Here is a 21,930-nt window from a genome sequence, read left to right as displayed (position 1 = left end):
GTGGGCGGACAAGGGATGCTTTGATATAAAATACTTAGCAAGTTTTATAGGAGGCAATAAGAGTGGAAGTTACCGCACAAGGAAAAACACGATCAGGATTGGATGGCAAAGCGATCAAAGTCATGCCGATTATGATTGCTCTGCTGCTCAGCGGATTTATCGGAATGTTCAGTGAAACGGCGCTGAACGTTGCGCTGACTCAGCTGACAGAAGATTTGAACGTTTCGTATGCCACAATCCAATGGCTGACGACCGGTTATCTGCTCGTACTTGGTATTCTGGTTCCGGTTTCGGGACTGCTGCTCCAGCGTTTTACAACGAGGCAGCTGTTTATCGCGGCTCTTGTATTTATCAGTTCGGGTACATTCATTGCGGCGATTGCGCCTACATTTATTGTGCTGCTCGTAGGCCGAATCATTCAAGCTGTCGGGACGGCACTGCTTATTCCGCTGATGTTCAATACGATTCTTGTCGTGATCCCACCGGAACGCCGCGGTTCGGCTATGGGCTTGATCGGTCTTGTCATGATGAGTGCTCCGGCAATCGGACCGACAATTGCCGGATTGATCGTTGAGCACTTGAGCTGGAACTGGATTTTCTGGATCAGTCTGCCGTTCCTGCTGTTCGCTTTGGGCTTTGGAATAAAGTATATGCAGAACGTATCGGAAGTCAGCAAGCCCAAGATCGATGTGCTGTCGATTCTGCTGTCGACACTCGGTTTCGGCGGAATTGTTTTCGGATTCAGCAGTGCCGGCGAGGGAGCAGGAGAAGCGGGCGGTGGCTGGGAAAATCCGGTCGTTATCGTTTCGTTGATCGTTGGTGTCATTGCATTGATCTTGTTCAGCTGGAGACAAATGAAAATGGAGAAGCCGATGATCAATCTGCGGGTATTCAAATTCCGAATGTTCACCATTGGCCTGCTGATGGTATTCCTGGCCATGATGATCATTCTGTCTTCGCTCGTTCTGCTTCCGGTTTATCTGCAAAGAGGGCTTGTCGTCAGCGTTCTTGCTACCGGATTGATTATGCTGCCAGGTGGTTTGATTAACGGAGCCATGTCACTTGTAACCGGTCGTTTGTTTGACCGTTTCGGACCGAAATGGCTCGTTCCAATCGGACTTGTGATCGCTGCGGCCTCTCTGTGGTTCTTCTCGAGCGTTACGACGGCTTCGTCGATTGGCTTCGTTATCGCCCTTCACGCCTGCTTGATGATCGGGATTTCCATGGTCATGATGCCGGCTCAGACGAACGGTCTGAACCAACTGCCGCCTGAGTACTATCCCGACGGTACGGCGATCATGAACACACTGCAGCAGGTAGCCGGTGCGATCGGTACCGCGCTTGCAATCAGTTTGATGAACTCGGGAATTATATCTTTCGACGGCGATCCGACATCTCCGTTGTTCGCTTCTGAAGCATTAACGCATGGCGTCAGCCACGTATTCCGGTTTGGCGCAATTATCGCACTGGTTGGACTCGTTGTATCCTTCTTCATTAAGCGGGTCAACGTAGGGCATCAGAAAGGCGAAGCTCAAGCCGAAAGACTACCGCATTAATTGTAGGCTGGGATGTCAGTATGAATAAAATCTGATAAACAAAAAAACCGTTTCTGCAGAATGTCTTATTTCTGCAGAAACGGTTTTTTTAGTTTTAATGACTGGTTCTATTGTAGGGCAGCTTTGAGTTTGGTTGAGGGCGGAATTTATGATGCGAAAATTTTGTTTTGCTTTTCGAAAACATAGCCTGGTAGTTGAAGACAATATTTTTCTTAGAAACGGTCAAACGTCACAAATTCGGATACCGGCTTGCGGTAGCCTCTCGGACGAAGCCGGGATGGTTCCTCCTTGCCGATCGCAATCAGCATGACGGGAGTCATATGATCGGGAGCGCCTACCGCTGCACGGACGGCTTCCGGGTCAAAGCCGATCATAGGGCAGGTGTCCCAGCCTTTATCTTTGGCGATCAGCATGAACATCATAGCAGATAGGCTGGCATTGCGGATCGCTTCCTCCCGCTGAAAATTGCTGCCGCGAATTTCGTAAAATTCAGTGACGCTGCGTACCGTCATCTCAAACTCCGAACGATCGATGATGCCGAGTGAGAGGAAGCCTTCGTTCATTTCGGCAATATGGGTATACGCTTGGGTATCGCCAAATACGGCAATGACCGCAGAAGCAAGCTTAACTTTATATTGGCCGCCGGAAGCTTCATATATCTTTTCTTTGACCTCTTCGTCGACAGCGACGGTATAATGCGTATGCTGCAGATTGAACGCCGAAGGAGCGAGTTTGACCAGTTCGAACATCTCTTTCAGTTCGCTGCGGGAAATCGGTGTATTGGGAATGAATTTGATTGCGGAATGGCGGTTTTGGATAAGAGCGGTTAGATCCTGCATAATGCACACCTACACTTCTATGAGATTTAAAATTTATAAAAGCAGAATGAAAGCATTTAAAATGCTCGCTATCTATATGTATAATAATTGCTTTATAAAAGTTAGTCAATGAAAATATAGAAGTTTGTTATTATAGAGGTTTGTTATGGTATGAAAGTTGGACATGAATATAGAATCCGATATAATCAAAATCATCGACTGAAATTTTACAAATAAGGAGATTTCAAATTCATATGCTCAGACACGAACTGACATTTCAATCCGCCAATAACGAAGAATACACTGATCCCGAGCGTTACGATTTGGAAAACGAAGCTTGGAAGCCGGAACTGCCGCTACTGCTAGAGTACGCCGAACAGGCAAAAGGAGAATCGATACTTGAAATTGGCTGCGGGACAGGCCGCACAGCTATACCGCTGGCTGAGTCCGGCTATAAAGTAACGGGCATCGATCTGCAAGAGGAGATGCTTGAATCGGCACGAAGCAAAGCGGAAGCCAAGAACGTGGCGCCCGAGTGGATTGCAGGCGATATTACGATGCTAAATCTGCCTGTTCCTGCTGGGTTCGGCTACATGACAGGGAATGTTTTTCAGCACTTTTTGTCCAATGAAGATCAGAATCGTCTGCTCGCCGCAGCAGCGAGAAATTTGAAAAGCGGAGGTGTATTCCTGTTCGATACACGGTTTCCGGGCTCGGAAGAGTTGATGCAGCCGGAAACGGAGGAATTTTGGCGTACCGTGACAAGGAGTGACGGCTCGAAAACGGACCTGTATACGATCGCCCGCTACGATGCGCTGAATCAGATTCAGCATTATACGACGATTCGCCGAAGCGAGGACGGTTTCGAAGAACGCACGCAAGTTCGCCTTCGGTATACGTATCCGCAGGAGCTGCGTCGGCTGCTGGATCAGACAGGATTTTCGCTTGAAGGAATGTATGCCGATTGGGAGCGATCACCGCTTGCTCCGGACAGCTATTCAATCGTCTGCATTTGCCGGAAAAGATAATACTGAGTTAGAAACAAACTGTTATGTCAACTAACCTGCCGCAAACCATGCATAATTTTTCATTTGATCTAGTGCTTATTCGCTAAAGTGGTTATAATGGTTGAAACATCCGCAATATCAGAGGAGGAAATGCATTGACGACTTTTCAGCAATTCGAATACGTACGTCCAAATATTGACCAGTTGAAGATTAATTTTAAGGAAGGGATCGCCAAGTTCGAAGCCGCTGAAAGCGCCGGGGAGCAGGAGTCCGTCATGCACGAGATCAATGCGCTGCGCAACAGCTTCGATACGCAGCACCAGCTTGTCAGCGTCCGCCACTCCATCGATACGACCGATGAGTTTTACAAGGCCGAACAGGATTTCATGGATGAAGTCGGACCGGTCGTGCAAGAATACATATCGGATTATTACCGCGCACTCACAACGTCCAAGTTCCGCAGTGAGTTGGAAGAGAAGTGGGGCAGCCAGCTGTTTAAGCTCGCTGAAAGTGCCATTCGGACATTCAGCCCGGAGATCATCGAAGACCTTCAGTTGGAGAACAAGCTGTCTACGGAATACGATCAGCTGATCGCGTCCGCGAAAATTCCGTTTGAAGGCGAAGAGCGTACGCTGCCGCAGCTGCTGCCGTTCGAGCTGTCGACCGACCGCGATATGCGCAAGCGGGCTTCCGAAGCCAGATTCGGATTCCTTGCGGAAAAAGAAGCCGAGCTTGATCGTCTGTACGACGAACTGGTTAAGGTTCGGACCAAAATGGCGAAAAAATTGGGCTATCCAAGCTTCGTCGAGATGGGCTACGATCGCATGATGCGTACCGACTACAATGCGGAGATGGTCGCAAACTTCCGCAAGCAGGTACTGGAAGAGATCGTACCGGCAGCGACGCGTCTGCGCAAACGTCAGGAAGCCCGTATCGATGTTGATACGCTGCGCTATTATGACAATGGCTTCAGCTTCAAGAGCGGAAACCCGACGCCGAAGGGCGACCCGGACTGGATTGTGAAGAATGGCGAAGAGATGTACAAGGAGCTGTCTCCGGAAACAGACGAGTTCTTCCAGTTCATGCTGAAAAACGATCTGATGGATCTGGTGAGCAAGAAAGGCAAAGCAGGCGGCGGTTACTGCACCTACCTGCCGGACTACAAAGCGCCGTTCATCTTCTCGAACTTTAATGGAACTTCGGGCGATATCGACGTGCTGACGCACGAAGCGGGACACGCGTTCCAGGTCTATTCCAGCCGTGGTCATGAAGTGCCGGAATACCTCTGGCCGACATACGAATCCGCTGAGATCCACTCCATGAGTATGGAATTCTTCACATGGCCGTGGATGGAGAAGTTCTTCGAAGGCGATACGGAAAAATATCGCTTCGATCATCTGGCTTCCGGTCTGCTGTTTATTCCGTACGGCGTTTCGGTCGACGAATACCAGCACTTCGTATATGCGAATCCGGATGCGACACCGGAAGAGCGCAAAACGGCTTGGAGAGACATTGAGAAGAAATACCTGCCGCATCTGAACTACGAAGGAAACGATTATCTCGAGCGCGGAGGTTTCTGGCAGAAGCAGGGACATATCTACGGCGCGCCGTTTTATTACATCGACTACACGCTTGCACAAATTTGCGCCTTCCAATTCTGGAAGCGTTCAAGAGAAGAGTTCGATACTGCCTGGAAAGATTACGTGCATCTGTGCGGTCTCGGCGGTACGCAATCGTTCGTCGGACTGGTCAAAGAAGCCGGCCTCATTTCTCCGTTCGAAGACGGCTGCGTGTCGTCTGTAATTGGAACGATTGAGGAGTGGTTGAACAGCGTGGACGACAAAGCACTGTAAAACATGTTAACTAAAAACCGAAGTGAAAAATAAAGATGCATGTGGTAAGCTTAAATACTGTCTAAATGACACATCAAAAAGCCTATTCCCGAAAAGGATAGGTTTTTTGGTGTGTTGAAATATTGAAGTATTGAAGTATTGAAGTATTGAAGTATTGAAGTATTGAATTTTTGAATTTCAAAGTCTGCTGGCAATTTGGAAGTGTCCGATCTTATTGGTAAAGCTTCAGCGCCTCTCGGAGCTGTGACTGAACAACGGTGCGCAGCTCAATCGGTTCAAGCACTTCAGCACCGCTGCCAAAGCTGAGCAGAATCGAACAAAGCCACTTGGCCTCGAGCGGTTGAAAGACCGGAATACGAATGGTTAGACTGCCGTCATTGTGGAATTGTTTGTCAGCCTGTTGAAAGTGGTCCAGCGCTTCGGACAGGGCATGAGGGTGTACCCGGACAACGACGTCTTGTACCTGACTCATATCGATTCCTGCATGGGAAGCCCTCGAATTAGAAGTTGGATCGCGCGGCGGGAAGCTGTCCGATGTTAATTGTACATTCAACATTCTGGACAGCCGAAATTCGCGGTAATCCGTTCTAGTCAGACAGAAGCCGTAGACATACCAGTTGGCGTGTTTGAATTCAAGGCGGATCGGTTCAATCTGACGATTCGTCCGCTGACTGTCGGCATTCACATAATCAAAGTTTACGATTTGCTTTGCGGCAATTCCGGTGCGCAGCTGCCGCAGGGCGTCCGGATCCGCTCGTCGGCTTTCAAAGTCGACCGACAGGGTTGGTGTACAGTTTTCCGAACTGATCGTTTGCAGACGTTCAATCGTACCCTGGGCACGCTCATCCTCGAATACGGTAGACAACCCTTGCAATACGGTAATCAGCGCATTGACATCGTATGATCCCAGCAAACTTTTATCCATTTTATAGCCGTCCATTATGCTGTATCCGCCGCTTTGTCCCAAGTATGAAACGATCGGAAAGCCGGCAGCGCACAGAACGTCAATATCCCGGTAAATCGTTCGCTGCGAAACTCCGTATTCGTCCGCTAGGGCGGAAGCTGACAGAACCTCATGATTCAGCAGCTTGTAAATGATAGAAATCAGACGCTCTAATTTCATTCTGTATTCCTCCCTTGATCGAACCTCTCTTTTACATTTTCGCATAACAACACATAAAAAACACAACCGTCTCTTATACTGGGTCTGGTGAGTGCAGGATTGGCTGAGAAGCCTATGCGTAAATGAGTATCCGGAATTGAAAGAGTAGGAGTAGGAGTGTGAATGAAAATGAATAAAATGAATATAAAGGCTGCATTTATAGGGATAATCAGAGTGCTTAATAGAAGCCGGGTATCTTTTGTTAATCTCCCCAAAAATAAGTTTGAACCCGCCGAGGGCTGCTGATGGAGACGGCTCTACAGTTTCTGTCGGATTACGGATACGCTGCGATTTACGGACTTCTGACATTAGGCATAGTTGGGCTTCCGGTGCCGGATGAACTGCTGATGATGAGTGTAGGCTATTTAACCCGGATCGGCACCATGTATCTTCCGTATGCGCTGCTGTGCAGTTTTGCGGGTGCCATGAGCGGGATGATGCTCAGCTACGTGATAGGGAAAAAAGCAGGAAGACCTTTGCTTGACCGGTACGGAAGATGGGTGGGGTTGAAGCCTAATCGAATTGCACGTGTCGAAAAGTGGATGAATAAATTCGGTACGATATCGATTGTATTCGGTTACTTTATTCCCGGTTTTCGTCACGTTACCTGCTATATGTGCGGAATTAGTCAAATGCCACTGCGCAAATACGTATTTTTCGCGGCGCTCGGTGCTTTGATCTGGTGCACAGTGTTTATTTTTTCAGGGAGATTGTTGGCACACGCAATCGATTGAATTTGAAGAAGGAAGGTCCGTACATTGACGAAAAAATTGCTGATTGTTGAAGATGAACATCGAATCCGGGAGCTGATCTCAGATTATTTTTCCGCTCGGGATTGGATCGTTTGTCAGGCTGCGGACGGACAAGAAGGACTATATGTTTTTGAAACGGACGTCCCGGACCTGGTCGTTCTCGATCTAATGATGCCGAAGATGGACGGTTGGGAACTTTGCCGCAGAATCCGGCGTCGTTCAAGCATACCGGTGATCATTCTGACAGCCGTCGCCGGTGATGAACGGCAAATTGAAGGTTATGAGCTGGGAGCCGACGATTATGTGACCAAACCGTTCAGTCCCAATGTACTAGTCTCCAAAGCCGAAGCGCTGATGCGCCGGATAGACGGGCAGCTGATTTCCGCAGCGTATACCCCGTTGGGATTCGGGGTGCAGTGGAACGTTCGGAGTCATAGGTTGGAGCACAATAGAGTCGAGATCGATTTAACGCCCAAAGAGTCGGGTATTCTGCAGCTGCTGCTTCGCAATCGTGGAATTGTTCTGTCGAGGGACAGCATCCTCGGCTATATCTGGGGAGCGGAGTACGAAGGAGATGTCCGTGTCGTTGACACACATATCAAAAAGCTGCGAAGCAAAATGGGACCGGCAGCAGATTGTATTCGAACCGTATTCGGCGTTGGATATACGTATGAGGAACTCGAATGAAGAGATTGGGAGTTACAGCCAAGCTGTTTATCGTTACGGCTTCTATCTTTGTTTTGTTTTATATTCTTGTGCTGCTGGCGCAGTTGGTAATATTCCCCCAATTTTACGAACATCGAAAAATGGCGAATTTGCAAAAAACCGCAGCCCAATTGGCTGTGATTTATAATAAAGATCCATCAGGAAGACTGGAGCCCAATTCTCCGGTCATGCTTGGGATGCACCGTGAAGATATTACTTTTGCGTTAACCGATTTTGAAGGAAGTACGATTGCAAACAATCCTTTCCGCATGAGGGTCATCCGTGAAGACGGCTTACGAATCGACACGTCGTTGTTTTACCTGTCGATTGCTTATAAAAACGAATTGGAAGACTTGAAATTAACGGCAGGCGAAGAAGTAACAGTATATGGGCAGTTCGACGTGGGGAAATATGGCAGTGTTTTGAATGCCTATTATGTAGCAAAAACTTCAAACACCCAAGAATCCGATTCCAATATTCAGGAAGCGGGGGAGAAAGGTTCGCAGGAAGATTACTATTCGGTAACGGGCAGAATCGAGACGACGCCTCATCCGGACAAGTCGGGTAAACGGCTGGGCCTTATTTTTTTGGCGCTGGATGAGCTGTTCCCTCTCTCTTCAGAGTATGTAGAACGTCTGAACAACATGGAATCGGTTGAATTAGTATGGAGTGATTCGCTTGGGGCAAGTCGAAGCGGCATTTTCATTCGGCCCTTGCGAAGCTCGAGCGGCCAGATTGAACTGCTGCTGCTTGTAACTTCCCTGCAGGAGATCAAAGAAACCAACAGCGCCCTTCGCGTTTTTTTCGCTTATTTGGGAGCTGGGGGGCTGGTGCTGATCGTGCTGCTGTCTATTTTGTATTCTCGCCTCGTTACCCGGCCGCTGCTGATGCTGAACCGAAAAGCGGAGAAGATGAAAAGGATGGATTTTTCCGGGGAGGAGCCGGTTCCTCGCAGCGATGAACTTGGGAATTTGTCCAATACGCTGTTCGAGTTGTCCGGCAAGCTGGGAGTTACCCTGGAGGAACTGAACACAACGAATATTCGGCTGAAGCAGGAAATTGAACAAAACAAAGAGCTTGAGCAGCTGCAGAAAGACTTTTTTGCCAATGCTTCGCATGAATTGAAGACGCCGATTAGTATCGTTCGAGGCTTTGCGGAAGGGATGCGGGACGGAATCAGCGCAGGCAGGCAGGATCATTATGTAGGTGTCATCTTGGAAGAGAGCGAGAAGATGGAACAGCTTGTTCAAGACATGCTTGATCTGCTCCGCCTGGAATCGCCGGCTGTAAAGCTGTACAAATCGCCGCTTCTGTTAAGCGAAATGACCGAAGAAATGCTGCAAAAGCTTATATACCGGATGCGGGAAAAAAATCTGGCCGCACATATCGTTCGCAGTGAAGAGAGAAGAGTAATAGCGGATGCCGGAAAAATCGAACAGGTGCTGCTGAATCTGCTGACCAACGCGATTCGTCATGCGGAGCCTGGCAGTACGATTGAAATTTTCATTGACGGCAGTACGGAAGGTTGTGTGTATTCCGTGCATAACAAAGGCGAAAGTATTCCCGAGCCCTATTTGACGCGGATCTGGGAACGGTTTTTCCGCGCAGAAGCTGCAAGGGATCGTAAAAGCGGAGGAACTGGACTGGGACTTGCGATTGTAAAAAGGATCTTGGAGCTGCACGAATGCAGCTATCAAGTGGAGAACGAGAAGGAAGGTGTAACGTTTACGCTGAAATTCCCTGTTTGATCTGCTGGCCAATCGTTTACTCTACTTAAAACGACCTTGTCTTCTGCGCTGTGGTAGATGTCAAGGTCGTTTTGATTATTCTAGTTTCATGCCTGCCCAGCGGTATCGAATACTTTTATTTTATGTTTTACGGATTGTTTTCGATAGATTTGAGAACAAAATGAAAAAACACAAGAACCACACAACTTTCTGTTATAATAATAGAAAGTTGTCTTTTTACAAATGATGGTGTTCTATAAGAATGCTGAACAAATTTGGAGTGATTATGGTGAAGAAGATGATACCGTCGATGCTGACGCTGGGCAATCTGCTGCTTGGTTTCACTGCCATTCTAATGACTTTCAACGATAGAATGAAGATTGCCATTCTGCTAATCATCGCGGGCTTGATTTGTGATTTTTTTGACGGATTCTGTGCGAGAAAGCTGCATGTCGAATCAGCGATGGGTAAGGAGCTCGACTCGCTGGCCGATCTGGTGACTTTTGGAGTGGCTCCCGCGATATTGGTTCATATTTTTTCGTTAAATCAAATTCCTGTGTTCGGGATTATATGCTGTCTGGTTTACGTATCATGCAGCGCGCTGCGGCTCGCCCGCTTTAATGCTGAGCAGAGCCATATCTCGGGTTTTATAGGAATGCCGACACCGCTTGCGGCTCTGCTGGTTCTTCTGCTGGCGGTAACGCTCAAACCATTGGCTGTAGCGGTCGGCACCTTGTTGATCGGCCTTCTGATGGTCAGTCATTTTTCTTTTCCAAGCCTCAAGAAAGTCGAACCGGAAGTCGTCGAAGACTGTTAACGGCTGCAGTACTGGACTTTCTGTCGAACTGCGGATATAGGAGGCAGAAACAGGTTCTGTTCGCTTCGCTCGGCGATTTACCCGGGTGCGCGATCTTTATCACCATAGGAAAGGTTTTGGGACATGCAAGCCATTGAACGTGTAAAGGGAAGTTTATACCGAGCGATTATGAAGGTATTGGGAGGCCGGTTTCTCAGCTCCGCGCTGAAGAAATTTTGTGATTCCAAGTTCAGCCGGAGATTGATTCCCGCTTTTAGCAAAGGCTATGGTATAGCGGAAGAAGAAATAACGAGACCGATGAATGAGTTTCGTTCACTAACGGACTTTTTTATTCGGGAGATCGATCTTGACCGTAGGCCGGTAGACGAAGATCCATTGGCGGTCGTGAGTCCGGTGGACGGTTATGTGCAGTGCTATGGTGAGATCACGGATGACCATCGTTTTGAGGTGAAAGGCAAGTCGTATACATTCGAGGAACTGACTTCAATGAAAGCAGCGGATACGAACTTTGGTGGAGGACGCTTTATTATTTTGTATTTGAGTCCGACGCAATATCATCGTTTTCATAGTCCACTTGCTGGAGAGGGCAGGCTGGCTGCGGAGCTCGGGCAGCGTTCGCTGCCGGTTAACAAAGCAGGCTGGAAATATGGCGGACGGCTGCTTTCATTTAACCACAGGGTTGTATTCGAGATTCGGCGCCAGAGCGAAGCTATGCTGATGATCGCGGTTGGAGCGCTCAACGTCAATTCTGTCGTATTCAGCAATCCTCGTCCATCCTGGAACAAGAGAGAAGAGGTCGGTTACTTTTCCTTTGGCTCCACAGTCGTGTGCTTGTTCGAGAAGGGACAGGTCGAATGGATCGAAGGACTGCGGGAAGAAGCTTATTTCCGAGTGGGCGAACGTATAGCCACACTGGCCTCATCCTACCCGGCGTCAGAATCCCAATATAAATCTATATAAATAAAATGCTGCTCATGCCCGTACCGTCGTTTGTATTTGGCCGTGCGGCATCCACTTCCACCGCGAACCTTGGGTTCTGCGGTTCTTTTCTTTGCGCACAGAATGTGGAATGATAGAGGTAAGGAGTTGAGCGAATGTTTAACGATTTCAGAACGGAAAGCGACAGTCCCGCCTATATTCAATTAAAAGTTTATATAGAAACGCTGATTACGCAGGGAGTCATGCCGCTGCATCATAAACTGCCTTCTACCCGCGAACTGGCCGGCCTGCTCGGCGTTAGCCGAACTACCGTTATTAGTGCTTATGAAGCGCTAGAGCGTACAGGTTGGATCGAGGCGGTCAAAGGACGCGGCAACTTTGTATCGCGGGCTGCTGTTCATCTGGAGGAACCGCCTTCCATAATCGATTGGACCGAGAGATTGGGACCCCAAGCCTTCCTGTCGGAAGAAATGGACCTAATGAAACATGGGATCAAATGGGAGAAAGGGATGATCGCTTTTACCAGCATTGCTCCGGACGAGCGGCTGTTCGACATGGCAGGTGTCAAGCGAGCTTTTCTCGACCGGATGGCACTTGAGGGAAATGTGCTCATGAATTACGGTTATGCACAGGGATATCGGCCGCTGATGGAGTATCTGTTAGGCTATATGCGCGGCAAGGGAGTCGAAACGGAAGGCAAGGATATTCTGATTACGAACGGATTCACGGAAGGATTCGACCTGCTGCTGACAGCGATCGGACAGCGCAGCGGGCGTATTCTATGCGAAAATCCGACTCATCATACGGCGGTCAAAATGATGAAGCTTCACGGCTTTAAGCCGGTCGGCGTAAGCATGGAGCATGACGGTATGAATATGGATGAGCTGCGGCGTACGCTGGACGAAGGCGGGTTTGACTTGGCTTATTTGACCCCGTCCTATCATAACCCAACCGGAATCGTCACTTCACCGGAAAAACGGATGGAACTGCTGCGGCTGTTGGGCGAGCATGAAGTTCCGGTCGTCGAGGACGGTTTTAACGAAGAACTTCGTTATTCCGGCGCTCATGCCGCTCCGCTAATCGCTTGTGCGGGTATCGGCAATTCCGTCGCATACGTCGGAAGTTTTTCCAAAATTTTATTTCCCGGAATCCGAGTAGGCTGGATCGTTGCGGATCGCAAGCTGATTGGTTACTTGGAAAGCCTTAAGCGAGCCAGAACGATTCACACGTCGACGCTTGATCAAGCGCTGCTGTTTCAGTATCTGCATAACGGGAACTTCGAGCGTTATCTCAAAAGAGCGAGAACCGAGTATAAACGCAAATACGAGCTGGCCGTTCAGGGCTGCCGCGAACATATCCCCATGAAAAATTTGAGCGGGGAAGGGGGGCTGCATGTGTTTGTCGAGTTGGAAGAGACGCTGGATGCACGTGCAGTGCTGGAAGACTGCCGACTGCGCGGAGTCGTATTTACACCCGGAGATATTTTCTTTACAAACGGAAGAGGTAAGAACACGATGCGGATCGGCTTCTCGCGCGTACCCGAAGATCGGATAACGGAAGGGCTTCGAATCATCGGAGAAGTGGTAAACAAACACTTAGAGGATTCGGGGATTTTGTCGGACCCCGGCAAAGGAGGCGGAAGTTATGAATAATCGCATAAGCCGGATCAAGATCTGGTCGGCTCTTGTTTCGCTTGTGGCTGTTATGCTGCTTGGCGGATGTCTTCGCTTCGGTCCGCAGGAGGATGAAATGGCGAATACGAACGTAGAAACGACTGACCTTACAGAGCAGAGTACGGAAGGCGCGAAGTCGGAAAGCGAAGAGAAGTCAACAGAGGAAACTTTCTTGCAAGAGGGAAATGCGAAGGACAGTATAGAAGAAACATCAACTGTAACAATGGATGGAACAGATTCGCAGTCCAATGACGGCTCCGCCGAAGAAGAGTCTTCTGCTGACGAAGAGACGGACAAAGAAAACAAAGAAGATCAAGTCGAAGTAACCATCACTCGAGATGATGCAGAGCGGATCCTTGTATTCAATTTGCAGCAATTGCCAAAAGGCTATTCGTTGTCCAGTATGTCCTGGCAGCCGGAAGCTGCGCAAACGGAAGAAGAAGGAACCCAAGCAGAAGGGACCGAAGAAGCAGCCGCTCCGAACGATTCGGCAAGCTCGGGTGACAGCAATGGAGGATCTGTTTCGGGTCAGGACGATGTGATCGAAGTACCGACGGTAGAAAACGAGCGCATAACGTCTACCTATTATGAGGCGGTCACAGCCGGAGAGACGGGAATGGAAGGATTTTTCGTCGATCATAACGGTCAACGGATTGGGTACCGTTATGCCGAGAATCAAGCGGATCAATCGGGAATAGTCCGGATTGATTTTCGCAACGGAGAAGGCGGAATCGTGACTTGGGAAGACAGAATCACGATTGGTTTGACAGAACGGACAGAAGAGTTGGATGAGCGTATCGAAGAATAGCGAGAAAAGCATACGTTAAGCCGTTTATCCCTCGTTTCAAGTTGGGATAAAGTGGCTAAACATTCAATAAATCTGCTCCGCAGAAGCGGGGAACGAAGGAGGCGCCAGCGATGCGAATGGACGGCAGCCGCTTGATTAAATCAGCGGATACCAAACGAAAAAAAACTTTGGACGTCCGGAAATCCGCATTTTTCATTCCCTTTCTTGCTAACTTTACAACATGTATAACCGATAAATAGAGAAGGAGAAACGGCACCTTAAATGGCCGTTTCTCCCTTATAATTGGAAGCGTTATCAGCTTACTATAGAAAAGAGGAGACGCATCTATGAGAGTGCATGAATTTAAAATCGAGGGGGAACTCGATCGTGACGAATTGCTCCGGATCTCATCTCAGGCTTCTCAATTTGCTTCGGACATCAAACTCACGTTTGGAGACGAAGACAATCAAAGAATTGTAGACGTCAAGAGTTTACTGGGCATGATGCTGCTTCCGATTCATACCGGCAGTGTTGTACGACTTAGCGCTCGCGGACGAGATGAGTTGGAGGCTCTGGAATACATGTGCGGTTTATTCGAGCAGCACGGCTGCGCTCCCCATTGAAAACCTGCAGAAAGAAGCAGAGACGAAGTTTTGTCCAAACAAAAGGCTTCCGGTATTTACACCGGAAGCCTTTTTCAGCGTGCAAAGCTAGCTTTGTGGAAGGTTTCGATATATTCGAACAGTTTCTGCCCATCTCGGGGTAGGTTCTGATACTTCGGGTCTGTCTCTTCCTGCAAATCAAGCAGCAGAGCCTTATATCTTTCTGGAACCCAAACGTAAGAATGAACGTACTCTGTCATCTCAAAGCCGCATTTTGACCAAAATCGCATCCGATTGCGTCCTTCCTCGCTGTCGTCGGCTTCCGCTTCAATCAGCAATCCGCGGACGTTATACGTCTCCCAGGCCCATTTGGCCAGTGCGCGGACAGTCTGCCGGCCTATGCCCTGCTGTCGATAAGCCGGCAGGATGGCCAAGTAATCGATAATCAGCAGATTCCGATCAGCACTAAGTCCGGTTAATGCCATGGAGCAGACGTCTCCTTCCAACGTACCTTCGTGCAGAAAAACTTCCATTTTGTTAAACATATTACGGATGATCCGTTCAGGTTTACGAATATGATCCGGAAAGGAAGCGTTGTAAACGGGACTTATCCGGCTCCAGAGCGAATCGCTCCAAATGCCTGTGGTTTGAAGTTCGAATGTTGGATTTGAGCTGGGATTCATTATGGATTCCTTCTTTCTCGAATGATAGGGGAAGGCAGCGGTTCGTTTTCTGAAATGCTGATATCCGCTATATGATGAAAATAACCGAATCGGAAGGGACTGCTTGCAGACTGAGTTGAAAAATAGGATAGTGTTGAGATCAAAAGTGCGCTATCTGATAGAACTGCGGGTTATGTGGAAGTCTGAATGAGTATAACAAAGATGATTTCTCGGTCAAAAAGAAGCAGCCCTGATGCTTAAGCATTAGGGCTGCTTCTTTTTGGGGCTTAAAAAGCATCCGCCGTATAATTGAAATTATCCCGCCGAAAGCTTGAAGAATTTTAGGTCTTCCTGCAGTCCGGTTGCTACGCCGCTCAAATCGCCTGCAGCGCTTCCGATTTCTTCCAAGGCTGCGAGCTGCTGTTGGGAAGCAGCGGCCATTGTCTGCGACTCTTCGGAGGAACGCTGTGCAACACGTGCAACCTCAGCAACCGAAGCGGTCACCTGCTCTACACCGGCCGAGATTTCTTCGGAAGCGGCTGAAATTTCCTGTACTTGATCGTTGACCAGGCGGGCGCTTACTCCAATCTCTCCAATCGTACTGCTAGCCCGATCGATAAAGGTCAATCCTTCGGCCGTCTCTGCATCGGTCCGGTGCATCATCTGAACCGTTTCGCCGATCAGACCGCGAATATCGCCGATTCGCAGCGAGATTGTTTCAACAGAAGACTGGGTTTGTTCCGCCAATTTGCCGACTTCGGAAGCGACGACAGCAAAGCCTCGGCCGTGTTCGCCTGCGCGAGCTGCTTCGATATTGGCATTAAGTGACAGCAGCTGCGTCTGACGAGCAATTGCTTTGATGGAAGTAACAATTTCATTAATCTGCTGTGAATGCTCATCAAGACGGGATACAGTTCCTGCTGATTGGCTGACCGACTCACGAATACTGCGCATCTGACCGACTGCGGCAGTGAGCTCCCGATCGCCGTTTTCGGCGCGCCGGCTCGTTTCCGCAGCCGATTCCGCGACCGATGCCGAAGATTCGGCAATTCTGGAAATGCCGATCGCCATCTCGTTCATTGCAAGTGCCGTATCTTCGGTCATGCGTCTTTGCATTTCGGATCCGTCTGCAACGGACTGAACGGCTTGAGCGACTTGACGCATAGCCAGGGAAGATTCACGGGATACCTCACTGAGCTGCTGCGAAGAAGAAGCCGAATGTTGGGACGCTTCCTGGGTACCCAGCAGGGTCTTGTTCAGAGCTGTGATCATCCGGTTAAATGATTCTCCGACCTGTCCCAGTTCATCCCGCGTGTCCAGCGCAATATGTTGTGACAGATCGCCATTGGCCATTGCTGCAGAACGCTCACCAAGCTGGCGTACAGCGGAATTGACACTGCGATAGAATGCCGCATAGAACATCAGCACGAGCAGCAGAGCGGCAGTGATAGCTACAATGACAAAATTACGCTGAGTTTCAAGTTTGTCAATTCGCTGATCCAACAGCAGAGTCAAAGTTTCGGAAGACTGCTGGAAAAACGTATAAGAAGCATCGATGGCAGAGGTGCCGGCCGTGAAAAATGCTGCAGGGTCGGAAGACAATGTCCTATCGTCAAACAGCTGCTGCTGCATGAGTGCGAGGAAGCCTTCGATTGAAGCAGATGCTGTCTGACCTGCATCATCGATTCGGGCTTCAACTTCCGGATTAAGTTCAGCAAATCGAGCGAGCGACTTATTCATCTCTTTCAGTTCGATCACCGAGCGGCCCTCCTTAACGGCAACAGCCGTTAATTCCTGAGGATGTGTCTGTTTCTTGGTCAGCATACCGTTGCCGATGCCGCGAATTTGGGCGCTCTGTTCCATTAACGTTGGCAGCCGTTTGACCACCATATCCATCAAATAGAAAGAATCAATCTCGGTATCAAGCGATAATCCCGAAGCGTCAGCACTTCTGACAACGAAATCGAGCGTATGGTCGATCAGCTGGCTGTGACGGGAGAAGCTTTCTTCGGCAGAAAGCGAAGAGGTTTCTTGAAGGAGACTCTCCCATTCGCCGGCAATCGGTTCCCAATCTTCGGCTGCGCCAGGCAGCTTCAAATCATTGATCGTCTGTTCAATCAACAGTATTTGATCAGCGGCCAAATCAGCGGCTTCGGTCATTTTGTCTGCACTTTCCGTTCCGCCTCCGTTCAAGTAAGCATTGGTCTGTCCACGGTGCTGCTGGAGTGAGAGGATAAACGGCAGGGAAGCTTCAATCTGAACAACGCCTTTTTTCTCCAATTCGGCAATGTGAATCTTGGACTGGATTTCCGAATACCACAGCCCAAACAGAAGCAGCAGTGGCGCGGCAAACAGGATGCTGATCAGCGCAAACTTCTGAGCATATTTCAGTCGGGATAAAATAAAAGTAAATGGGTGCAGCAGCTTGGCAAACATGATTATCCTCCTTGTAGGGTTCCGGTCAATCAAGTGAGTCGGTACCTTATGCTTAGTTGTATGCTTTATATCGGAAAAAAACACTTAAATGTATTGCTTTGCTGCGAAAAAGCGGTGAAATTTTCATTAATTTAGAACAATTCATGACAAAATTCAGTTAACGAGGAGCAAACATATAGATAAAGCGATGGCAAACATAAAATTTAGCCCAGTGTAATTAACAAAAGTTGTGGAGTTTGTTATTGTCTTTAATTATTAAAAGGAATTCATTCACAAATAACATCCTTCATTCGCGCAAAAAGACCCCGTAAGCACAGTATGCGCTTCGACGGGGTCGGGTTTTATATAAGAATTAATGATGAGGTACGGCGAGCAGTGGATCATAAATACGCCGCATTTCACTTTAGTGCAAGCGTTCGAATCGTTTGACTGCCCAATAGGGAAGAGTCACAAGACAGTCCGAGGTGTTAATAGTAAAAAAACGAGTATCATCCAACACTGGATAGCAGGGACCAGTGTAAAATTCTCCGCTTATCAAATGCAGACGCAGCACTTCTTCTTTGAATACAGCTTTTTTGATCTCCTGGACTGCCATGCTGCTGGCCCCCTTAATGACTGAATCTTTATTTTCAATATTTTACATTACCCTAAATAGACAACGATCAATCATATTGTAAGCAATATTGATGAAAATTGTAAAAAGAAATCAAGATTAGATCGAGTTTGCTGTAAATGAAGAAGACCAGAATTTACTTGGACACGTCTGCTCTTGCTCTTCCTTTTTATGGACGAAAATTTTAATGCCTGCTATACTGTTGATAATCAATCTCAATAGAGCGGATCGTTTGAGTCTTGGACATGTAGAGACGGTAATAGAGCTTGGCCTTTTTTACATAATGTTTTCCGATTCGCCGAATAGGATTCGGTCCGCCATCTGATGATAAAGAAAGAATGATTATGCAGATCCTACAGAGATGCAGTCTGGCGTTGTGAGGCGATCTAATCTGATCAGACAAACGCAGTGCTCGGTTCTGGTGTTCATTCGGAAAAAGGTGATCTTGTGAAACAATTGCAAATGGCTGCGGGGAGGACGCAAAGTGATGAAATCGTCCGCTGTGCCTGAAGATCCGCAGAAAGCTGTTAAGAAAGTAAAAGTCCGTTCAAGACCATGGGCGGCTTCGCTAATTTTGATAGGCGGCGTTATTGCACTGGTGCTGGCTATGGCAGCTGCCGTTGCAATCGGTGCAAAAGATATTGCGCTGCAGGATGTATGGAATGCAATCTTTCATTTCAATCCCGAAATGACGGAGCATCAGATTATTCGAGAGCTGCGGCTGCCTCGAGTAATTGGAGCGGCAATCGTAGGAGCTTCTTTTGCGGTTGCGGGTGCCATTATGCAGGGGATGACCCGCAATCCGCTTGCGGATACGGGACTTCTTGGACTCAATGCAGGAGCCAGCTTTGCACTGGCATTATGTTTTGCTTTTGCTCCGGGACTGTCTTTCCTTGGTTTGATGCTGTACGCCTTCCTGGGAGCCGGAGCGGGAGTCGGAATTGTGTATGGTATCGGCTCACGTTCTAAAGGAGGGCTGACGCCGATCCGTCTTGTACTGGCGGGAGCGGCGGTCAGTGCACTCTTCACCGCACTCAGTGAAGGCGTGGCGCTGTACTTCAAGATCGGGCAGGACCTTGCGTTCTGGTATGCTGGCGGCGTAGCCGGTACCCAATGGATACAGATCGAGATCATCCTGCCTGCGGTTGTAATCGCACTGCTGGCCTCGTTTGGGCTGTCCCGTTCCATTACGCTGCTTAGCTTGGGAGACGATATCGCGACCGGGCTCGGTCAACGTACGGGATTGATTCGGCTGTTCGGTGTTCTGATCGTCCTGGTACTTGCGGGTACCGCTGTATCGATCGTCGGTTCGGTCGGCTTCGTCGGTCTAATCATCCCGCACCTGACCCGTAAACTGGTCGGAGTCGATTATCGTTGGATCATTCCATGCTCGGCTGTGCTCGGCAGTCTGCTGATTGTGTTCGCCGACCTTGCTGCGCGAATGATCAATCCGCCTCAGGAAACTCCAATCGGAGCACTTGTCGCATTGATCGGCGTGCCGTTCTTCCTGTATCTGGCGGTCAAAGAAAGGAGGAGCCTGTAATGGGATCGATGATTCATCAAGCGGAACGTCGCAAGCGCAGCCGCGGGCTCCTGGTAATGGGCATTTTCATTGTACTTATTATTATGGCGTTTATTTTGAGTATGAATATCGGGTTTATCCGTCTTTCGCCGCTTGAAGTCATCCGAACCTTATTCGGCGGCGGTACATCCCAACAGCATTTGATTCTGTTTGAGTTCAGGCTGCCGCGTATCGTGATTTCGATTCTGATCGGAGCGGGATTGGCCGTATCAGGCTGCGTACTGCAGGGCTTGTCTCGCAATGCGCTGGCTGATCCGGGTATTCTGGGCGTCAATGCCGGCGCAGGTCTCATGGTTATGTTGTATGTTTCGTTTTATTCGTCGAACGCCGCGGGTTCGGTCTTTCTGCTGCCGGTGCTGGCACTGATCGGGGCAGGACTGACGGCAGTGCTTATCTATATACTGTCTTACAAAAAAGGCGAGGGTCTTGTTCCGACGCGGATGCTGCTCGTTGGGATCGGAGTTGCGGCCGGTATCAGTGCGGCGATGATCGTATTAACACTGCGGCTGAATCCCGACGAGTACCAATTCGTCGCTTCGTGGTTGGCCGGCAGAATATGGGGAACAAGCTGGAAGTTCGTGGTGGCGCTGCTGCCGTGGCTCATTATTTTCCTTCCGTTCATTTTCTACAAAGCCAAAGTCATGAACGTACTGAACATGGGCGATCAGACGGCAACGGGTCTTGGTACGGCGATCGAGAGAGAACGGCTGCTGCTGCTCGCCGCTGCTGTCGGTCTTGCAGGTTCCTGCGTGGCGGTCAGCGGAGGAATCGGTTTCGTCGGGCTAATTGGACCGCATTTGGCCCGCCGCCTTGTCGGACCGAAGCATCAGATTCTGCTGCCTGTGTCGGCATTGGCAGGCGCACTGCTCGTTCTGGTTGCAGATACGCTCGGACGCTGGATTTTACAGCCGACGGACATTCCGACAGGAGTGGTTGTTGCCGTGATCGGCGCACCGTATTTTCTGTTTTTGTTGGCTAAAGCCAAAGTTTAAGCCGTTGATGACGAAAACCGGTTCTCTTTATAAAGAGAACCGGTTTTTTGCGCTTACATATAGGATCGAGCTTGGTGGAATATTTGCAAAAACCATTCAAATCCTCTATCATGGAAGCGCTATCTCGTAGACGCGGCACGTATTGTCTACGCGGGACGTTTATTGTCCCCAAAACATCATGAAGAGGTGAACGGAAATGAAGTACAGAAGACTGGGTCAAACGGAATTAAACGTATCGGTTGTAGGCGTAGGCACTTGGCAGTTCGGCGGCGACTGGGGTCAGGATTATACGCAAAAAGACGCCGACGAAATTCTGCACCGTGCAAAAGAGCTGGGAATCAACTTGATCGATACAGCCGAATGCTATGGTCCGCATCATATGTCGGAAAACTTCATCGGTGATTTCCTGTCCCGCGATCGGCGTGAAGACTGGGTGCTGGCGACCAAGTTCGGTCATCAGTGGCATGATCATTGGGAAAATGCCTGGAGTGTCGACCAGATCCGAACACAGCTCGAAGAGTCGCTTCGTTCGTTGAAGACCGACTATGTCGATCTCTATCAGTTCCATTCGGGATCAGATGAACAGTTCGATAATGACGAGCTGTGGACGATGCTGGACAAGCAGGTACAGGCAGGAAAAATCCGCAGCCTGGGCATCTCCATCGGCAGCAACGATAACTTGTATCAGACCGACAAGGCAAGCGAAGTAAACGCCAAAGCGATTCAGGTCGTGTACAACCGCATCGACCGAGTGCCGGAGGAGCGCGTATTCCCTTCCTGTGAGCGGCAGGATCTGGGCGTGTTAGCCCGTGTACCGCTCGCAAGCGGATTTTTGAGCGGAAAGTATAAGCCAGGCGCGGTATTTGAAGATAACGTCCGCAAAGGCCGCGAACGTCAAGAAGTTGACGAGAAGCTGAGACTCGTCGAAGACATCCGCCGCTCCGAAGTACCAGAAGGTGTAGGCATGGCAGAATGGGCATTGGCCTGGTGCTTAAAAAATCCGGTCGTCAGCTGTGTGATCCCCGGCTGTAAATCGGTCGAGCAGGTAGAATCGAATGCGAGAGCAGCGGAACTCGAACTGTAATAGGTATTGTATGCGGTGCCAACCGATTCAATTCGAAAACGGTTCAAATCGGCTGTATGTGCAGCGCTTCGTCCCTGAAATCCAAACAGCCGCTTCTTCGAAAGAAGAGCGGCTGTTTGTCGTGTCGTGACTTTGGAAAGTTTTGCGCGTAAAGTAAGAAGAG

The 21,930-nt window shown here is 49.1% G+C and carries 19 protein-coding genes; 14 read left to right on the top strand and 5 right to left on the bottom strand.

The window, feature by feature from the left end; translation table 11 throughout:
• Window positions 1–122 precede the first annotated feature (122 nt).
• Window positions 123–1,556: a DHA2 family efflux MFS transporter permease subunit gene (locus tag F456_RS0112765; RefSeq protein ID WP_051086741.1), complete on the top strand. Its 1,434-nt coding sequence runs from the start codon at window positions 123–125 to the stop codon at window positions 1,554–1,556.
• 212 nt (window positions 1,557–1,768) lie between these two features.
• On the opposite strand, the gene F456_RS0112760 is transcribed toward F456_RS0112765, so the two are convergent.
• A complete protein-coding gene (locus F456_RS0112760) occupies window positions 1,769–2,395 on the bottom strand; it encodes a nitroreductase family protein (protein ID WP_018977429.1) in 627 nt (208 codons plus the stop codon).
• Window positions 2,396–2,628: 233 nt separating this feature from the next.
• Here F456_RS0112760 and F456_RS0112755 point away from each other — a divergent pair, with 233 nt between their 5' ends.
• Both F456_RS0112755 and F456_RS0112750 read left to right on the top strand, forming a co-directional pair.
• Complete coding sequence (locus tag F456_RS0112755; protein WP_018977428.1) at window positions 2,629–3,402, top strand: class I SAM-dependent methyltransferase; 774 nt, start codon at window positions 2,629–2,631, stop codon at window positions 3,400–3,402.
• A 134-nt stretch (window positions 3,403–3,536) separates the two neighbouring features.
• Window positions 3,537–5,234, top strand: a complete 1,698-nt coding sequence (locus tag F456_RS0112750) for a M3 family oligoendopeptidase (RefSeq protein WP_018977427.1) — start codon at window positions 3,537–3,539, stop codon at window positions 5,232–5,234.
• A gap of 211 nt (window positions 5,235–5,445) precedes the next feature.
• Here F456_RS0112750 and F456_RS0112745 read toward each other — a convergent pair whose 3' ends face one another.
• The gene (locus F456_RS0112745) at window positions 5,446–6,357 is read right to left on the bottom strand and encodes a helix-turn-helix transcriptional regulator (protein ID WP_018977426.1); all 912 of its coding nucleotides are present in this window, start codon (window positions 6,355–6,357) and stop codon (window positions 5,446–5,448) included.
• Window positions 6,358–6,641: 284 nt separating this feature from the next.
• Between F456_RS0112745 and F456_RS0112735 the strand changes: the two genes are divergently transcribed.
• From F456_RS0112735 to F456_RS0112695, 8 genes are all read left to right on the top strand, one after another.
• Window positions 6,642–7,130 carry a DedA family protein gene (locus tag F456_RS0112735; protein ID WP_018977424.1) on the top strand — a complete coding sequence of 163 codons (489 nt, stop codon included), beginning with the start codon at window positions 6,642–6,644 and terminating at the stop codon, window positions 7,128–7,130.
• Window positions 7,131–7,154: 24 nt separating this feature from the next.
• Window positions 7,155–7,835 carry a response regulator transcription factor gene (locus F456_RS0112730; RefSeq protein ID WP_018977423.1) on the top strand — a complete coding sequence of 227 codons (681 nt, stop codon included), beginning with the start codon at window positions 7,155–7,157 and terminating at the stop codon, window positions 7,833–7,835.
• The gene (locus F456_RS0112725; protein ID WP_018977422.1) at window positions 7,832–9,601 is read left to right on the top strand and encodes a sensor histidine kinase; all 1,770 of its coding nucleotides are present in this window, start codon (window positions 7,832–7,834) and stop codon (window positions 9,599–9,601) included. The genes F456_RS0112730 and F456_RS0112725 overlap by 4 nt, the downstream gene beginning before the upstream one ends.
• Window positions 9,602–9,842: 241 nt before the next feature.
• On the top strand, window positions 9,843–10,397 hold the full coding sequence (gene pssA, locus F456_RS0112720; protein ID WP_018977421.1) for a CDP-diacylglycerol--serine O-phosphatidyltransferase: 555 nt from the start codon (window positions 9,843–9,845) through the stop codon (window positions 10,395–10,397).
• Between the two features lie 123 nt (window positions 10,398–10,520).
• Window positions 10,521–11,357 carry an archaetidylserine decarboxylase gene (gene asd / locus F456_RS22520; RefSeq protein ID WP_018977420.1) on the top strand — a complete coding sequence of 279 codons (837 nt, stop codon included), beginning with the start codon at window positions 10,521–10,523 and terminating at the stop codon, window positions 11,355–11,357.
• Window positions 11,358–11,491: 134 nt separating this feature from the next.
• Window positions 11,492–12,988, top strand: a complete 1,497-nt coding sequence (locus F456_RS0112710; protein ID WP_018977419.1) for an aminotransferase-like domain-containing protein — start codon at window positions 11,492–11,494, stop codon at window positions 12,986–12,988.
• The gene (locus tag F456_RS0112705) at window positions 12,981–13,817 is read left to right on the top strand and encodes a hypothetical protein (RefSeq protein WP_018977418.1); all 837 of its coding nucleotides are present in this window, start codon (window positions 12,981–12,983) and stop codon (window positions 13,815–13,817) included. The genes F456_RS0112710 and F456_RS0112705 overlap by 8 nt, the downstream gene beginning before the upstream one ends.
• Window positions 13,818–14,143: 326 nt before the next feature.
• Entirely contained in the window at window positions 14,144–14,419 is a 276-nt protein-coding gene (locus F456_RS0112695; protein WP_018977416.1) for an HPr family phosphocarrier protein, read from the top strand.
• 74 nt (window positions 14,420–14,493) lie between these two features.
• Here F456_RS0112695 and F456_RS0112690 read toward each other — a convergent pair whose 3' ends face one another.
• From F456_RS0112690 to F456_RS0112680, 3 genes are all read right to left on the bottom strand, one after another.
• A complete protein-coding gene (locus F456_RS0112690; RefSeq protein WP_018977415.1) occupies window positions 14,494–15,081 on the bottom strand; it encodes a GNAT family N-acetyltransferase in 588 nt (195 codons plus the stop codon).
• 294 nt (window positions 15,082–15,375) lie between these two features.
• Entirely contained in the window at window positions 15,376–17,496 is a 2,121-nt protein-coding gene (locus F456_RS0112685) for a methyl-accepting chemotaxis protein (RefSeq protein WP_018977414.1), read from the bottom strand.
• A gap of 403 nt (window positions 17,497–17,899) precedes the next feature.
• A complete protein-coding gene (locus F456_RS0112680; RefSeq protein WP_018977413.1) occupies window positions 17,900–18,091 on the bottom strand; it encodes a hypothetical protein in 192 nt (63 codons plus the stop codon).
• 505 nt (window positions 18,092–18,596) lie between these two features.
• On the opposite strand from F456_RS0112680, the gene F456_RS0112675 reads away from it, so the two are divergent.
• The 3 genes from F456_RS0112675 to F456_RS0112665 all read left to right on the top strand — a co-directional run bounded on the left by F456_RS0112675 (window position 18,597) and on the right by F456_RS0112665 (window position 21,767).
• Window positions 18,597–19,652 (top strand): FecCD family ABC transporter permease, encoded by a 1,056-nt coding sequence (locus F456_RS0112675; RefSeq protein ID WP_018977412.1) that lies wholly within the window; start codon window positions 18,597–18,599, stop codon window positions 19,650–19,652.
• Complete coding sequence (locus F456_RS0112670; RefSeq protein ID WP_018977411.1) at window positions 19,652–20,683, top strand: FecCD family ABC transporter permease; 1,032 nt, start codon at window positions 19,652–19,654, stop codon at window positions 20,681–20,683. The genes F456_RS0112675 and F456_RS0112670 overlap by 1 nt, the downstream gene beginning before the upstream one ends.
• A 196-nt stretch (window positions 20,684–20,879) precedes the next feature.
• The gene (locus tag F456_RS0112665; RefSeq protein ID WP_018977410.1) at window positions 20,880–21,767 is read left to right on the top strand and encodes an aldo/keto reductase; all 888 of its coding nucleotides are present in this window, start codon (window positions 20,880–20,882) and stop codon (window positions 21,765–21,767) included.
• Window positions 21,768–21,930 lie beyond the last annotated feature (163 nt).

It is taken from the genome of Saccharibacillus kuerlensis DSM 22868, from assembly GCF_000378145.1.
Taxonomy (GTDB): domain Bacteria; phylum Bacillota; class Bacilli; order Paenibacillales; family Paenibacillaceae; genus Saccharibacillus; species Saccharibacillus kuerlensis.
The sequence above is the reverse complement of the archived record's forward strand: the minus strand, read 5'-3'. Positions and strand labels throughout refer to the sequence as shown.

Excerpts from the sequence above, each read along its gene's own strand:
- F456_RS0112745 (WP_018977426.1), bottom strand. The coding sequence starts at position 6,357 with ATGAAATTAGAGCGTCTGATTTCTATCATTTACAAGCTGCTGAATCAT.
- F456_RS0112705 (WP_018977418.1), top strand. The coding sequence starts at position 12,981 with ATGAATAATCGCATAAGCCGGATCAAGATCTGGTCGGCTCTTGTTTCG.
- F456_RS0112755 (WP_018977428.1), top strand. The coding sequence starts at position 2,629 with ATGCTCAGACACGAACTGACATTTCAATCCGCCAATAACGAAGAATAC.
- F456_RS0112670 (WP_018977411.1), top strand. The coding sequence starts at position 19,652 with ATGGGATCGATGATTCATCAAGCGGAACGTCGCAAGCGCAGCCGCGGG.
- F456_RS0112760 (WP_018977429.1), bottom strand. The coding sequence starts at position 2,395 with ATGCAGGATCTAACCGCTCTTATCCAAAACCGCCATTCCGCAATCAAA.
- asd (WP_018977420.1), top strand. The coding sequence starts at position 10,521 with ATGCAAGCCATTGAACGTGTAAAGGGAAGTTTATACCGAGCGATTATG.
- F456_RS0112675 (WP_018977412.1), top strand. The coding sequence starts at position 18,597 with ATGAAATCGTCCGCTGTGCCTGAAGATCCGCAGAAAGCTGTTAAGAAA.
- F456_RS0112665 (WP_018977410.1), top strand. The coding sequence starts at position 20,880 with ATGAAGTACAGAAGACTGGGTCAAACGGAATTAAACGTATCGGTTGTA.
- F456_RS0112725 (WP_018977422.1), top strand. The coding sequence starts at position 7,832 with ATGAAGAGATTGGGAGTTACAGCCAAGCTGTTTATCGTTACGGCTTCT.
- F456_RS0112735 (WP_018977424.1), top strand. The coding sequence starts at position 6,642 with ATGGAGACGGCTCTACAGTTTCTGTCGGATTACGGATACGCTGCGATT.
- F456_RS0112685 (WP_018977414.1), bottom strand. The coding sequence starts at position 17,496 with ATGTTTGCCAAGCTGCTGCACCCATTTACTTTTATTTTATCCCGACTG.
- F456_RS0112690 (WP_018977415.1), bottom strand. The coding sequence starts at position 15,081 with ATGAATCCCAGCTCAAATCCAACATTCGAACTTCAAACCACAGGCATT.
- pssA (WP_018977421.1), top strand. The coding sequence starts at position 9,843 with ATGCTGAACAAATTTGGAGTGATTATGGTGAAGAAGATGATACCGTCG.
- F456_RS0112680 (WP_018977413.1), bottom strand. The coding sequence starts at position 18,091 with ATGGCAGTCCAGGAGATCAAAAAAGCTGTATTCAAAGAAGAAGTGCTG.
- F456_RS0112765 (WP_051086741.1), top strand. The coding sequence starts at position 123 with ATGCCGATTATGATTGCTCTGCTGCTCAGCGGATTTATCGGAATGTTC.
- F456_RS0112710 (WP_018977419.1), top strand. The coding sequence starts at position 11,492 with ATGTTTAACGATTTCAGAACGGAAAGCGACAGTCCCGCCTATATTCAA.
- F456_RS0112695 (WP_018977416.1), top strand. The coding sequence starts at position 14,144 with ATGAGAGTGCATGAATTTAAAATCGAGGGGGAACTCGATCGTGACGAA.